Here is a 15,418-nt window from a genome sequence, read left to right on the forward strand (position 1 = left end):
TTTGCCGTTTTTTAATCCCTGCTGTTCAAAACTTCAGCAATATGCATAATTTTTATCGGTTTTCCTTTACGCGTCATCCGGCCGCCAATATTCATTAAACAGCCGCAGTCGCCGCCGATTAAAACGTCGGCGCCGGTTTCTTCGACGTGCTCCACTTTTTCGTCCACCATTTGCTCGGAGATTTCGCTCATTTTCACGGAAAATGTGCCGCCGAATCCGCAGCATGACAATGCATTAGGCAGCGGCACAAATTCAAGGCCGTCCACATGTTTTAACAGTTTCATAGGCGCGTCTTTTACCCCGAGCAGGCGCGTCATATGGCATGATGGATGGTAGGTGGCCTTTGCGTGCAGGCTTGCCCCGACATCTTCCACTTTTAATACATCCACGAGAAATTGTGTAAATTCGTATGTTTTTGCAGCGAGCGCTTTTGCTTTTGGTTCCCACACCGGGTCGCCCGCAAAAATTTCCGGGTATTCTTTAAACATGTATGCGCATGAGCCGGAAGGGGATACGACGTAATCTGCGTTTTCAAATGCTTTCATCATTTGTTTCATCGCAGGCTTTGTATCTTCCAGATAACCGCTGTTATAGGACGGCTGCCCGCAGCAGATCTGGCCTTTTGGAAGATCAACTTCACAGCCCTGCCGCTCCAGCACTTCCACCATTGCTTTCCCGACGTCCGCTTTGAACATATCGACAAGGCAAGTGATGAACAAACTCACTCTCACAATATTCACCTTCTTAAAGTATTAGGCCAATCATCAGATGACCGGATTACAGTTATTATACTCCTTATAGTGAAAACTTGGCAATGAAAGAAATATAGGTTTTAAAACTTTTGCCCTACGAAACGGCAGTTCTGATTGGTTTCCATTCCGGAATCAAAAAGTTAATTCCATTCTATATGTTTATTTTAATGGAAAGATACAAATAAAACACCTGATTTACCGCTTTTTCTATCTTTAGTGACCTTTCTGGAGAGCCCAGCCTTTTTAGTCAAGCCGAACAGTTCTCTTAACGGAAAAGATGCTGCCTTCCTGTAAATAATTCAAAAATTTTAGATACTTATTTACATTTTATCCTTGTCTCTTTACGATATAAATATATGAACATGTTTGGAAAGGGGATGATGATTTGGTCACTTTGGAAAAACTTGTCGAATTGCCTGCGTTTGGCCGGATTGTGCTTGCCGCCGGAAAGTCAGGAATCAGCCGGGCGGTTACGGGGGTCAATGTGACGGAGAGCGTTGATTGGGCGGATTTTTTTAAGCCGAACGAACTACTTGTCACCACTGGGGTCACCATGGGCAATGATCCTGAAAAATTGGAGGAGATGGTGGCGTTTGCCTGCGGTCGGCGCGCAGCCGGGATTGTCATTAACACGGGCCCGTATATTCCTGAAATTCCAGAGGCGGTCATCCGGTTTGCCGATTCACAACATTTTCCGGTTTTTCAAATGCCATGGGATTACCGGGTAGCAGATTTTATAAAAATTACCGTCCAATTTTTGATGATTGAGCAAGGTAAAGAAGCGCTTTCCCAGCAAATACTTGCGGAACTCCTTTTTAACCCGGGGATGGACCGGGCGTATATGCGGAACGGGCTGTTCAAACTCGGTTTTGGGGAAGATGCAGATTACGGCATCATCGTTTGTACCCAGGACACGGAAAAGCCTGATATGTTGCCGTTTGCACAAACGGTGGAAGATGTTTTCCATGCCCGTTATGCGCAGTATCTGGCCGGCGTTTATGAAGACCAGATTATTTACCTTGTCGACCGTTCAAAAGTGCGGACGCCAGATATCCCGTTTGCAAGGGCAGCGGCAAAAATTCAGGAATCCATTTATAAACGGAATATGGAAAGCCTGCTTGTGGGGATGGGAAATTTTTACCGGGATATTGCCGGGATCCATAAAAGCTACCACGAAGCAAAAATGGTCATCCAGCTTGCCAAGCGCCAAGCTGTACCGCCTATTTGCAAATACAAGGAAATCGGCGCCTATAAAATTCTAATGGAAGTCAAGGATCGCGAAAGGATTGCAGGGTTCCACGGGGATATGCTTGGCAACTTGTACCGCTACGATGAGTTGCACGGCACAGATTATGTCCATTTCCTGAAAATTTATTTGGAAGAAGACGGCCAGACTGCTGCGATCAGCCGCCGCGAATTTATTCACCGCAACACCGTGCTGTATAAGGCGAAAAAAATAGAAACGATACTGGATGCAGACCTGACCCGCAGTTTTACAAAGACCAATCTTTCGCTTGCGTTCATGATTGAAGACATTCTCCAATGAGTATGTGCAACCGCACAAAATAATTTGTTCCAATCATCATTACATTCTGAAAAAAACCTTTTTATAATGAGGTTATCATTTACAAAATAGAAATGGAGCTGTCAATCATGAATGAAGCGGAGATTACGCAAATCCAGCAAGACGATCGGCAGTATGTCATGCACTCGTGGGCGAAACAGGCGTATGTGCGGCCAACGGTAATCACGAAAGCAAAAGGCATTTTTTTCTGGGATGAAAGGGATCATAAGTGCTATGACATGTGCTCCCAGCTTGTTTATTTGAATGTCGGGCACCGGCACCCAAAATTGTTGGAGGCGTTTAAATCGGTCGGGGAAATTCCGCTCGCCGCGCCGGCGTTTGCCACCGCGCCAAAATCTCAACTTGCCCGCAAAATTGTTAAGGCGGCACCGGAAAACATGGCCAAAGTATTTTTTACAAATGGGGGTGCGGACGCCAATGACCATGCTGTGAAAATTGCGCGGATGGCCACCGGGCGTTATAAAATTTTTTCGCGCTATCGTTCCTACCATGGCGCGACATTTGGAGCCGGCAACCTGACAGGGGAATCGCGGCGCTTTCTCGTGGAACCAGGGATCCCCGGTTTTGTAAAATTTGAAACACCCTATCTGTACCGCGAAACGCTGGATTTTGAAAGTGAGGAAGCGGCGTCCGCTTTTTACCTTAACCGTCTGCACAGCCAGATCCTCTATGAAGGGCCTGATCAGATTGCCGCTGTTTTCCTTGAGCCGGTTCCGGGCTCAAATGGCGTCCTCATCCCGCCGAAAGGATATCTTGAAGGCGTGCGCGAATTGTGCAGCCGCTACGGAATCCTGATGATCTGCGACGAAGTGATGACCGGCTTTGGTCGGACGGGCAAAATGTTTGCTGTCCAGCACTATCCTTTTGAACCAGATATGATTACTTTCGCAAAAGGAGTGACAAGCGGATACAGCCCGCTTGGCGGTGTCATTCTCAGCCGGGACGTAGCGGAATACTTCGATGAGCATATTTTTCTGACTGGCCTGACCTACAGCGGTCACACGGTTTCAGCTCAAATTGGCTGTGCCTCGATGGACATTTACCAGGAAGAGAATCTGCTTGAAAATGCCCGCGAAACCGGGGGTGTGCTGGCAGAACGGCTCAAACAGTTGAAAAAATTTCGCGCAGTCGGAGATGTCCGCTCGATCGGCCTCTTTGCCGCAGTCGAGCTCGTAAAAGATAAGGAAACGAAGGAACCGCTTCAGGCATATGGCATGGATTACGGAAAAGATCCGTCCGGCCTTATGAAGAAATTTGTAGCGCTGCTTGCAGAAAAAGGTTTTTATACCTATTCGCATGAGTCAAGTGTGATTATTGCCCCGCCGCTGATCATTACAGCCGAACAGGTGAATGAAGCGATGAACTTGTTTGAAACGGCCCTTCGCGAGTTTGAAGAGAACGTATTGTTTCCTGCAAATACTTTAACGGTAAAATGAGGAAAAGCATTGTTGGGATAGAAAGTTTTTCAAAAACTTCATTGGCGCCGGCCGGTGAACTGCGGAAAGGTAAGGGATTGTTGAAATGGAGGACTTTTTTTATAAACAGCCCGTCCCGATTGATTTCGGGGCCGGCAAGATCAGGAAGCTACCTGAAATCATCAAACAGACAGGCGGAAAAAAGGGCATTTTAATCAGCGCCCCGTCGATGCTCAGACAGGGAATTGCGCAGGATATCATGAAAGAAGCTGGTGGTGCGCTTACGGCGGTGTTTTCAAGTATTCAGCAAAATCCGACCGTAAAAAACACGGATGATTGCGCGCGGATGCTGCGTGAAGAAGGAGCAGATTTCGCGGTTGCCATCGGGGGAGGCAGTGTCCTCGATTGCGCGAAAGCTGCTGCCTGCATCGCGCAGACGCCATACAGCGCGTCTGCGTTTCTGGCAAAAGCACAAACGCTTGTGCAACCGGGCATTCCGCTGATCGCCATTCCCACAACTTCAGGGACTGCGAGCGAAGTGACCAATGTGTCGGTCCTGACCGATACCAAAAAAGGCATTAAGGCGCTGATTTCAAGTGATTTCCTTTACCCCGCGTATGCTCTCGTGGATCCTGAATTGACGCTCTCGTGCCCGAAACATGTTACAGCGTCAAGCGGGCTTGATGTGCTTGCACATTCCCTTGAAGCCTATTATGGGAAAAAGCACCAGCCTTATACAGATATGGCGGCTGAACGGGCTGCAGCGCTCGTGTTTGAATACCTGCTCCCGGCTTACCATGAACCTGGAAATCTGCAGGCGCGGGCAAAAATGAGTGAGGCATCCGTCACAGCCGGGCTTGCTTTTAACATGACGCAGACGGCCGCCGCCCATGCCTGCTCTTACCCGCTGACTCAGGAATTCGGCATTGCGCACGGGGAAGCATGCGCTTTTACCCTGCCGTCGTTCTGGCGTTTGAACAGTGTGGAAGGACCGGAAAGCGGGCGCCTTGAAGCGTTCAGCCGCTGCCTCGGGTTCAAAGATGCGGACGCGCTTGCCGGTCGTATTGATGAAATGAAAAAAGAAATGGGGCTTATCACGACGCTTGAGGAAGCAGGTATTGAAACGGAAGCAGATCTGGACCGGCTTGTCGCAGCGAGCTTTGCACCAAATATGCAGAATAGCCCAGTGAATATAACAAAAGACAAATTGAAAGTTATGTACAGCCGGCTCGCAGGCGGAAAAGTTAAACTGGCTTGATAAAAGCTTCGGCGTTCATTAGCGGTGAACAGTAGATTTTTTCACAAAAAAATAAACTGAAAATTAGCTTAAAAATAAACATTAAAACAATAAAAATAGTGATTTTGTTTTTTCAGTGATATTCAACAAAAGGAGGAGAAAGGCATGCAGCAACAAAAAATGCTGGTTAATGCACAAAGGTTACAGGAAACGCTGGAAAAGTTTGCGTCATTCGGGCGGACGCCGAATAACGGGGTTACACGGTTATCATTGTCGCAGGAAGATCTTACAGCAAGGGAGTACTTGGAAACTTGCTGTAAGGAAATCGGGATGGAAGTGAAATACGATGACATGGCAAACATGTATGCTACAATGCCCGGCAAAGAAGGCAAGCCGCCTGTGGTGATGGGCTCCCATCTCGATTCCGTCAAGAAGGGCGGACGCTTTGATGGCGTTCTTGGTGTCGCGGCGGCATTGGAAGTGGCTCGCACGATTCATGACAACCGGATCAAATTGGAAATCCCTTTTACCATCGTCAATTTTACAAATGAAGAAGGGGCAAGATTTGAGCCGGCGATGATGTGCTCGGGGGTCATTTCGGGCAAATTTGATAAGCAAACCGTTCTTCAAAGCCGGGATGAGACGGGGATGACATTCGGAGAGGCGCTTTCGGCGAGCGGTTATGCCGGCAGCGTTGAAAACCGCCTGAAGAAAGCAGCCGCCTTTCTTGAAATGCATATCGAGCAAGGTCCGGTCCTGGAAAGTGAAGACAAACAAATCGGAATTGTCGAAGGGGTCGTCGGCATGGTCAATTATGAAATTGAAGTCACTGGCGAATCCAACCATGCTGGCACGACGCCGATGGGCATGAGGAGGGATGCATTGTTCGTTGCTTGTGACATCATCAGGGATGTTCGTGAACAATTGAGTATGCTTGACCCGGAACTTGTTTATACGATGGGGCGGATGAATGTGTATCCGAATATCCATACCGTCATTCCGAATAAAGTGGTGTTCACACTTGAAGCAAGGCACAAAGATCCTCAAGTAGTGTCGCAGGTGGTGAGTACAATCAGGACGTTACCGCAGGAAATGGGCGGATGCACGATTGCTTCAAAAAAATTATGGTCCCGTGATACCGTTGCATTTGATCAGGGCATTGTCAGCCGGCTTGAAAAATCGGCTCAGTCGCTTGGGATTTCCGCCAAAAGAATGTACAGCGGCGCTGGCCATGATGCGCAATTTATTGCAAGCTACCTGCCAACCGCGATGATTTTTGTACCGAGTGCAGGTGGCAAAAGCCACTGTGAGGAAGAACTGACGTCATATGAAGACTGCGCGCGCGGCGCAAACGTGGCACTGGATACCGTGTTGTCTTTGCTTACAGGGCAATAACAGCAAATGAAAACGGAGGGGAACGGATGAAATCACAAATTGAAGAAAACGGTATTGTCATCCTGACGAAGGAAACGGCAGAACAATTGCAGCACTCAAACCTCTGGAATGATGACCTGCGCCCTGCAACAAAAGAAGAGCATACCTGGACAGGAAGGAGTTTTGCAGCTTTATGGATCGGCATGTGCCTGATCATTCCTTCCTATACAATGGCAAGCGGCATGATCTCGCTTGGGATGAACTGGTGGCAGGCACTTCTGACCATTTTTCTTGGAAACTGCGTTGTGCTGGTCCCGATTTTGTTAAATGCGCATGCCGGTGCAAAATTTGGGATTCCTTATCCGGTATTTGCAAGGCTCTGGTTCGGATCAAAAGGCGCACATATTCCGACTTTGGCTCGTGCGATCGTGGCAGCCGGTTGGTTCGGGATTAATACCTGGATCGGCACGACAAGTATTGACGCCTTGATGTCGCGCATGGTCTCGGGCTGGTCCGGCCTGCCTTTTCATACCGGAATTGTATTTCTGCTTTTCTGGGCGTTAAATGTTGGCATTGGGATCAAAGGGCCTGAAGCGATTAAATGGCTTGCCACCATTTCTACACCGGTGGTTGGGGTCTCGTCCATAATTTTATTTATCTGGGCGGCCACCCATGTCAATGGCTGGGGGCCAATACTCACAGCGCCGAGCAAGTTCCAGACGACAGGCGAATTTCTCGCGGTGTTCTTCCCGGCACTGACCGGCGTCATAGCCTTTTGGGCAACGCTTGCGCTTAATATTCCCGATTTTGCCCGCCATGCGGTGAACCAAAAATCGATGATGATTTCCCAGTCGTTTGCGCTGCCGCTGACGATGACAATATTCTCTTTTATCGGCATTTTCGTCACTTCCGCCACCGTTGTGATTTTTGGTCAGGCACTTTGGCAGCCGGTTGATCTGCTTTCAAAATTCCCGACTCTTGTCGTTTTTATCGGGGCCATTGTTGTCGCCATTTCATCCATTACGGTCAATGTCGGCGCGAACCTGGTGGCCCCGGCCCGGGCAGTTGAAAATTTATGGCCGCGGCGCCTGACATTTGCGTCGGGCGCAATTGTGACAGGCCTTTTTGCCATTGCCATGCAGCCATGGTACCTCATGTCAAACTTTCAAAATCTGATTTACGGTTTTCTTGGCACATACGGTGCGCTCCTCGGCCCGATTGACGGTATTGCGATCGCCGATTACTGGATTGTAAGGCGCCGGAGGTTTGACCTAAAAGAACTGTATGAGACGAACGGGCGCTACAACTATTCTTCCGGAATTAATACGAGCGGGGTATTTGCGCTTGTGATCGGCATTGCGGTTCCGGTTGTGGGGCTTCTTGTCCCGGGCCTTAGATTTTTGTGGGACAATGCGTGGACAGTCGGAATCTTAGTTGCCGCTGTTGCCTACAGCTGGCTGATGCGCAATGACAGGAGTTTGTTGTCCCAGAAAGCATATGAAGACATCACCGTTTTTGTCAGCCGTCATGAAAAAGGCGGTGCGGTGACCGCAACCGTTGCGGAACAAAGCAATCAAATATAACTTGCAGGGGGTGTTTGAATGGAATCTTTGACGGTCTCAGCCGTGTTTAAAGAAGTTCGGCGAGATTTATCCGCACAGGAAGCAGTGGAAGAAGCAAACCGTTGTTTATACTGTTATGATGCGCCATGTACGAAAGCCTGCCCGACCGGCATTCCCGTTCCTTCTTTTATCCGGAAAATCGCCACGGGCAATTTGAAAGGTTCCGCGCGTGCGATTCTGGAAGCCAATCCGATGGGGGCGACCTGTGCCCGCGTCTGCCCTACCGAAGAATTGTGCGAAGGGGCATGCGTGCTGAACGAGCTTTCCCTGCCGATTATGATTGGCGATTTGCAGCGGCATGCCGTTAACTGGGCGATGCAGTCCGGGGAGACTCTTTTTGAAAAACGCACGTCAAACGGCATGAAGGTTGCCATTATCGGCAGCGGCCCAGCCGGTTTATCCGCGGCTAGGGAACTGGCGAGGCACGGCTTTGGCGTCACTGTTTATGAAGCAAAGGAAAAAGCGGGCGGACTCGATACATACGGGATTGTCCCGTTCCGCCTTCCCCAGGAAATTCCGCTCTGGGAAGCGGACCAAGTGACAGCTTTGGGCGTGGAGATTTTGACAGAAATAAGGGTCGGCGAAGACATTTCAGCGGAGGAAATCCTCTCCCGCTATGATGCCGTGCTAGTTGCATGCGGAATGGGAAATGTTCCGCGCCTCGGCATCCCCGGAGAGGAGTACAACGGCGTTTTGGATGCAATTGAATTGATCGAGAATATCAAAGAAGGCAGGATAACGAATGAATTTAAGGGCAAAAGGGCGGTTGTCATCGGTGCCGGGAATACAGCGATCGATGCTGCCACCTGCCTGAAGCGCGCGGGGGCGGCGGATGTAAAAATTGTCTACCGCAGAACCGAAGCGGAAATGACGGCTTACAAAAGTGAATACGAATTTGCGAAGCGGGAGGGAATTGAATTCAGATGGCAGTGGCAGCCCGCAGAAATCATCAGCGATGTATCCGGCAATGTTACGGCGCTTTCTTTGAGCCGGGTCGTGCTTGGCGCACCTGATGCCTCTGGAAAACGCAAGATCCAGGCAACAGAAGATCCGAAATTTAGGCTAGAAACAGACGTGGTGGTCCGGGCGATTGGCCAAAACCGCCGTACTGATCTAATCAATGCATTCGGCCTTGTGCATCACCATGGTATTCTTGCAGTGGATCCGGAAACTTATCAAACTTCCAATGAAAAAATTTATGCGGCCGGAGACGTTATTTTTGGCATCGGCCTCACGGAAGCGATGGTAGTCAGTGCGGTTGAACAGGGAAAGAAGGCAGCATATGCCATTCAACGCGCCATGCAGACGCGTTACATGAGAGAGGAGGTTTAGTTTTTGGCAAATTTAAACGTTGAGATTACCGGCATCCGTTCGCCCAATCCTTTCTGGCTGGCATCGGCGCCGCCGACCAATTCCGGCTACCAGGTACAGCGTGCATTTGAAGCCGGATGGGGCGGGGTGGTTTGGAAAACGCTCGGCGATCCGATTTTAAATGTCACGTCCCGGTTCGCCGCACTTTCCTATAGCGGAAGAAGAATGGCCGGTTTCAATAATATTGAACTGATTACAGACCGGCCGCTGGATGTAAACCTGAAAGAAATTACTGAAACGAAAAAGAAATTTTCTGATCGAGCAATTATTGCCTCGGTGATGGTGGAGCCAAAACGGGAAAAATGGCATGAAATTGTCAAAAGGGTGGAGGATGCCGGTGTTGATGGACTCGAATTAAATTTTGGCTGCCCGCACGGCATGGCGGAGCGCGGGATGGGTGCGGCATCCGGCCAGGTCCCGCAGCTGGTTGAACAGCAGACTTACTGGGTCAAGGAAGCCGCAAAAACCCCGGTGATTGTAAAACTGACTCCGAATATAACGGATATTACAGCCACTGCCTTCGCTGCTGTACAGGGTGGAGCCGATGCCGTCAGTATGATCAATACAATTAACAGCCTGATGGGGGTGGATCTCGATACCTGGCAGACCGTCCCCCACGTAGCAGGCCTTGGCACACACGGCGGCTACTGCGGCCCGGCCGTGAAGCCGATCGCATTAAGTATGGTGGCAGAATGTGCCCGCGACCCTGACATCCCCGTCCCGATTTCCGGAATCGGAGGGATCGCCACCTGGAAAGACGCAGCTGAATTTATGCTGATGGGCGCCTCCAATGTCCAAGTTTGCACGGCCGTCATGCACCACGGATTCTCAATCGTAGAGGATATGATTGACGGATTGAACCATTATTTGGATGAAAAAGGGTTGCAATCAGCTTCGGACCTTATTGGAAAATCCGTACCGAAATACAAAAACTGGGGAGAACTCGACCTTAATTACAGGACAGTCGCCCGCATTAACGAGGAGCATTGCATTCATTGCAATAAATGCTATATCGCCTGTGAAGATACGGCTCACCAGTGTATTGACAGGCTGGTGGATACTTCCGGAAAAAGCATTTTAAGGGTGCGCGAAGAAGACTGCGTCGGCTGCAATCTTTGCTCGCTTGTCTGCCCGTCGGACGGCGCCATCACAATGATACCGTTACGAGGGGAAATGCCGCTTACCTGGAATGAACGTCAGCGAAAAATATCCGGTCTTGAAGCCGACGAAATCACAATCAGTTAAATGGAGGGAAATACATGAAAAAACTTATTAAAAATGGAATTGTTGTAACCGCAGCGGACACTTATGAAGCTGATTTGCTGGTTGATGGGGAGAAAATTACAGAAATAGGACGCAATCTCACAGTAGATGATGCAGAAATCATAGATGCAAAGGGGGCTTATATTTTTCCGGGCGGGGTCGATCCGCATACACACCTAGACATGCCGTTCAACAATACGGTAACCGATGATGACTGGGAAACCGGCACAATTGCCGCAGCATTCGGCGGCACCACCACGATCATTGATTTCTGCCTTACAACAGGGGATGATACGTTGGAAAAAGCCGTTGCGCGCTGGCATGGCAAAGCGGAGGGCAAAGCTGCCATTGATTATGGTTTCCACTTGATGCTTGCCAATCTGGATGAAAAGGTGCTGGAAGAATTGCCACTCTTGCTGGAAAAAGAAGGAATCACCTCGCTGAAAGTTTTTATGGCATACGCAAAAGAATTCCAAGCTGACGACCGCACCCTGTTCCGCGCATTTAAAGCCGCAAAAGAAGCAGGCGCGCTCGTAATGGTCCACTGCGAAAATGGAAGCGTCATTGACGAACTGGTTACAAAGGCGCTTGCAGAGGGACACACGGAACCGATTTACCATGCTTTAACCAGGCCTTCCGAAGCGGAAGGGGAAGCGACACACCGGGCAATCGAGCTGGCCCACATGGCGGATTCCCAGCTGTATGTCGTCCATGTCACCTGTGCCGAAGCCGTCAAGCAAATCGCCGAAGCACGCGCCAAAGGATACAAAGTATGGGGAGAAACATGCCCGCAATACCTTGTCCTTGACCAGTCTTATTTGGAAAAACCGGATTTTGAAGGTGCCAAATACGTCTGGTCGCCGCCGCTCCGCGAAAAGCATCACCAGAAAGTGTTGTTTGACGCTTTAAAGGCCGGCATTTTGCAAACCCTTGGCTCGGATCAATGCTCTTTTAACTTTAACGGAAAAAAACAGCTCGGACGCAATGACTTTTCTAAAATCCCGAACGGCGGCCCGTTTATCGAAGACCGGTTCAGTATTTTTTTTTCAGAAGGCGTGAAAAAGGGGATCTTATCCTTGAACCAGTTTGTGGACATTGTTTCCACCCAACCGGCGAAACTGTTCGGCCTGTTCCCGGAAAAAGGAACAATAGCTGTCGGGGCGGACGCAGATCTCGTTATTTTTGATCCGGAAGTAAAGCGCGTAATTTCTGCAAAAACCCATCATATGAACGTGGATTACAGCGCGTTTGAAGGCATGGAAATCACAGGAGAGCCAATCTCTGTTTTATGCCGTGGCAATTTTGTCATCAAAGACAAAAAATTTATTGGCCAGCCGGGAAGTGGGAAATATTTGAAACGCAAAAAATTTAACCAGGGTGCTCTGCAGTCCCCGACAGCAGCCACAGTGTAAAAGGAAAAAATGATGCGCGAATCCATTTTATTCCTGAAAGAAAAAGCGGAGATTGACCGTCTGCTGGATTGCGGATTTCGGATTACAGCGGTAGAAGAGGACTTGAACGGTTCTCTGGTCACCTTTACGAAAGAAAACCGATGCTCAGTGCGGCAGATCGTGACCACGGAAGGAAGAAAGTATTTTCCATTAAAAATTTGATCCATCAGAAACCCGATTGCTTTATGCAATCGGGTTTCCCATTTCTAGGAAATCTATTCCAAAATTTATTTTAACGAATTACTAATTTACCACTTTACCAAACTAAAGAAACGCGTTAAAATAATGACATAAAATGAAGCGAAACCAAACCAACACAAAGGGTGAACATATATGAATAAAAAATGGGGACTTTGGACTTTAACCACGTTCGTTGTTGGCAATATGGTAGGCGGCGGGGTCTTCATGCTGCCGGCCAATCTCGCAAATAAGGCCGGGGCGCTCGGTTCAACACTTGCATGGGTTCTGACCGGCTTTGGCGTTTTGATGATTGCGCTCGTGTTCGGAAACCTGGCCATCCGGAAACCGGAACTGAAAGCAGGGCCGCAAAGCTACGCACAGTCGCTTTTTAAATCGAAGCAGGCCGGCCGGGTCGCCGGCTACAGCATGGCATGGGGCTACTGGGCAGCCAACTGGGCGGCAACGGCTTCCGTCATTATTTCGTTTGCGGGTTATTTAACGACATTTTTCCCGATTATGCAAAGCACGAAAATCTTGTTTTCGCTCGGATCTTTCCAAATGGAGGACGGGAAATTTTTGACATTTGCCGTGTGTACAGTGATGCTATGGGGGATTCAATGGATCCTGTCGCATAGCTTTAACAGCGGCGGAAAAATGAATCTTGTGGCGACGGTCACAAAAGTGCTCGGCTTTATGATGTTTATCGTCATTACCGTTTTTGCATTCGATGCCGCGAACTTCGGCAATGCGAAAGCTTTTACCGATGCGGACGGCCACGCCGTTTCTCTCTTCGGGCAAATTAACGGCGGCGCCATCTCCACATTGTGGGCGTTTATCGGGATAGAATCGGCGGTGATGCTGTCAAACCGCGCCAAATCACAAAAAGATGTGAAAAAGGCAACACTTCTGGGCCTTTTGATCTCGATCTTGATTTATGTCGGCATTACCCTGCTGACAATGGGCGCTTTGTCCCAGGCTGAACTGCGCGTCTCGCATAAGCCGCTTGTCGATGCGCTCGGCCAGGTGCTCGGTGCAAACGCCCAGTATATTTTAGCCGCACTGGCGCTCATTTCCTTGTTCGGTTCCACGGTAGGCTGGATTATTGTCAGCTCCGAAGTGCCGTACCAGGCGGCAAAGGCCGGTCTTTTTCCGGCCTTTTTCGGGAAAACGAACAGAAAAGGATCGCCGTCCCGTTCGTTATTGGTAACGAATATGATGACGCAAATCTTTTTATTTTCCACTGTATCGGACACCATTTCGGAAGCATATGATTTTGCCATTGTTGTGGCAACACTGGCGTATTTGATCCCGTATCTTGTATCGGTTATTTACCAGTTGAAGCTGGTGGCAGCCGGGGAAACTTATACGTCTCTTGGCGCGCGCACAACGGACGGCATCATTACCGGCATTGCGCTGGTTTATTCGATATGGGTCATCATCACCGGCACTGCCGATTTAAAAACATTCTTCCTCGGCATCGGGCTGTTTGTTATCGGCCTGGTTTTGTACCCGGTTTTGATGCGGGAAAATAAAGTATATAAAGAAGTGCTGGAGTAACTGCAACCCGTTGGGAAGGCTGCTTCCTGACTGGGCTCCTTTGCTTGGTCGGTTTCTAACGGGCCGCCGCTTTGTCCGGAATTTCTGCTGATTCGGAAGTGGGGTGCGAGTATTTTAAAGATGATAACCCCTCATTTCGCAGGCCCCGTCAATAAGAAAAGGATGTCCCTATATAGGACATCCTTTTCTTATTACAAGCTCATTCTCAAAATCTCCCGCACATCTTCTTTGCCCAGTTTTTGAAAGTTGCCGATTGGGCCGAATGGCAGAGCTTTTTCCGCCACGACGCCGAGCTTGTCATCGCCGATATTGTAATCTGCAAGCCGGCTTGGCGCGCCGATTTCGTTAAAGAAAGCACGGACTGCATCAATGCCGGCGAGAGCCGTTTCTTCGTCCGTTTTTCCTTCAGGATCCACACCCCATACTTCAACGGCAAACCGTTTGAAACGTGGGATATTTTCTTTATATACATACTTCATCCAGTTCGGGAAGATGATCGCAAGCCCGCCGCCGTGCGGGATATCGTAAACAGCGCTGACGGCATGTTCAATCGAGTGCGTTGCCCAGTCGGTTTCCACGCCGGCCGCAAGCAGGCCGTTAAGCGCAAAAGTGGAACTCAGCATTAAGTTTGCGCGTGCATCATAGTCCTCAAGGTTTTGCAGCACTTTGCGCGCATTTTCGATCACGGTTTTCATAATCGTTTCCGCAAAGCCGGTTTGCAACGGAATTTCTGTTGTATGCGAAAAATATTGCTCAAATACGTGCGAGAGCGTATCTGAAATGCCGTAAACAGTCTGGTTGCGCGGCACGGTAAACGTATTTTCCGGGTCTAAAATCGAGAACACCGGGAAAGTCATGCTCGCTCCGTGTTTTTGCTGTGTTTCCCAGTTCGTAATAACGGAGCCTTTGTTCATCTCTGAACCCGTCGCAGCCAGCGTCAGCACAGTGCCAAGCGGAAGCGCTTTTTCCACTTTTGCCTTTCTTTCGTAAAAATCCCATACATCGCCGTCATACAGGGCGCCGCCTGCGATTGCTTTCGAGCAGTCGATGACGCTGCCGCCGCCGACAGCAAGAATCCAGTCGAGTTCATTTTCGCGGATCAGGGAGATGCCTTTTTTAACAGTGGACAGGCGCGGATTCGGTTCAACACCCGCAAGTTCGCGCACATGGCAGGCTTTTTTCTCAAAAATCGCCTGCAATTTATCGTACAAGCCGGAACGTTTGATGCTGCCGCCGCCATATACAAGCAAAATCCGTTTGCCAAGCTGGTCAATTTTTTCATTAAGCTTTTCGAGCTGCCCTTTTCCGAAAATCAGTTCAGTCGGGTTATAAAACGTAAACGGGTTCATTCAATTCCCTTCTTTCTTTGGAGTTTTACAGACAGATTGTACCACATTTTAGGATGTACCAATCATTTTAAAAGCTTGCATGAGGAAAACAGCCCCCATCTGTAATGATTTGTACACTGAAAGCGCATTCTGACAGGTTTGTAAGAAAACCTGACAAGAAACATAAAAATTTTAAAAAAATTAACGAAAAAGTATTGAAAAAATGGCTGACATCACATATGATAATTTATATAACAAAGATACGTTATAAAATCTAACATCA

12 protein-coding genes are annotated in these 15,418 nt (G+C 48.9%); 10 read left to right on the forward strand and 2 right to left on the reverse strand.

The window, feature by feature from the left end; genetic code table 11:
• Window positions 1–11: 11 nt before the first annotated feature.
• Window positions 12–731, reverse strand: coding sequence for a (Fe-S)-binding protein (locus tag NSS95_RS01450; protein ID WP_061577725.1), 720 nt, complete (start codon window positions 729–731; stop codon window positions 12–14).
• 406 nt (window positions 732–1,137) lie between these two features.
• Between NSS95_RS01450 and NSS95_RS01455 the strand changes: the two genes are divergently transcribed.
• From NSS95_RS01455 to NSS95_RS01500, 10 genes are all read left to right on the forward strand, one after another.
• On the forward strand, window positions 1,138–2,298 hold the full coding sequence (locus NSS95_RS01455) for a PucR family transcriptional regulator (RefSeq protein WP_014096307.1): 1,161 nt from the start codon (window positions 1,138–1,140) through the stop codon (window positions 2,296–2,298).
• Window positions 2,299–2,405: 107 nt separating this feature from the next.
• Window positions 2,406–3,773, forward strand: coding sequence for an aminotransferase class III-fold pyridoxal phosphate-dependent enzyme (locus tag NSS95_RS01460; protein ID WP_014096306.1), 1,368 nt, complete (start codon window positions 2,406–2,408; stop codon window positions 3,771–3,773).
• Between the two features lie 85 nt (window positions 3,774–3,858).
• Entirely contained in the window at window positions 3,859–5,010 is a 1,152-nt protein-coding gene (locus tag NSS95_RS01465) for an iron-containing alcohol dehydrogenase family protein (RefSeq protein ID WP_014096305.1), read from the forward strand.
• A 144-nt stretch (window positions 5,011–5,154) separates the two neighbouring features.
• Window positions 5,155–6,384, forward strand: coding sequence for a Zn-dependent hydrolase (locus tag NSS95_RS01470; protein WP_014096304.1), 1,230 nt, complete (start codon window positions 5,155–5,157; stop codon window positions 6,382–6,384).
• A 26-nt stretch (window positions 6,385–6,410) separates the two neighbouring features.
• Window positions 6,411–7,946 carry an NCS1 family nucleobase:cation symporter-1 gene (locus NSS95_RS01475; protein WP_014096303.1) on the forward strand — a complete coding sequence of 512 codons (1,536 nt, stop codon included), beginning with the start codon at window positions 6,411–6,413 and terminating at the stop codon, window positions 7,944–7,946.
• A gap of 18 nt (window positions 7,947–7,964) precedes the next feature.
• The gene (locus NSS95_RS01480; RefSeq protein ID WP_328229377.1) at window positions 7,965–9,317 is read left to right on the forward strand and encodes an NAD(P)-dependent oxidoreductase; all 1,353 of its coding nucleotides are present in this window, start codon (window positions 7,965–7,967) and stop codon (window positions 9,315–9,317) included.
• Window positions 9,318–9,320: 3 nt separating this feature from the next.
• Complete coding sequence (preA, locus tag NSS95_RS01485) at window positions 9,321–10,601, forward strand: NAD-dependent dihydropyrimidine dehydrogenase subunit PreA (protein WP_014096301.1); 1,281 nt, start codon at window positions 9,321–9,323, stop codon at window positions 10,599–10,601.
• Window positions 10,602–10,615: 14 nt separating this feature from the next.
• Complete coding sequence (gene hydA / locus NSS95_RS01490; RefSeq protein WP_328229376.1) at window positions 10,616–12,031, forward strand: dihydropyrimidinase; 1,416 nt, start codon at window positions 10,616–10,618, stop codon at window positions 12,029–12,031.
• Between the two features lie 12 nt (window positions 12,032–12,043).
• A complete protein-coding gene (locus tag NSS95_RS01495; RefSeq protein WP_014096299.1) occupies window positions 12,044–12,232 on the forward strand; it encodes a hypothetical protein in 189 nt (62 codons plus the stop codon).
• Between the two features lie 171 nt (window positions 12,233–12,403).
• Window positions 12,404–13,807, forward strand: a complete 1,404-nt coding sequence (locus NSS95_RS01500) for an amino acid permease (protein ID WP_328229375.1) — start codon at window positions 12,404–12,406, stop codon at window positions 13,805–13,807.
• A 191-nt stretch (window positions 13,808–13,998) separates the two neighbouring features.
• Here the strand turns inward: NSS95_RS01500 and NSS95_RS01505 are convergent, their stop codons facing one another.
• The gene (locus NSS95_RS01505) at window positions 13,999–15,156 is read right to left on the reverse strand and encodes an iron-containing alcohol dehydrogenase (RefSeq protein ID WP_017553719.1); all 1,158 of its coding nucleotides are present in this window, start codon (window positions 15,154–15,156) and stop codon (window positions 13,999–14,001) included.
• Window positions 15,157–15,418 lie beyond the last annotated feature (262 nt).

This window comes from Weizmannia sp. FSL K6-3076 (assembly GCF_038007245.1).
GTDB lineage: Bacteria > Bacillota > Bacilli > Bacillales > Bacillaceae_C > Weizmannia > Weizmannia faecalis.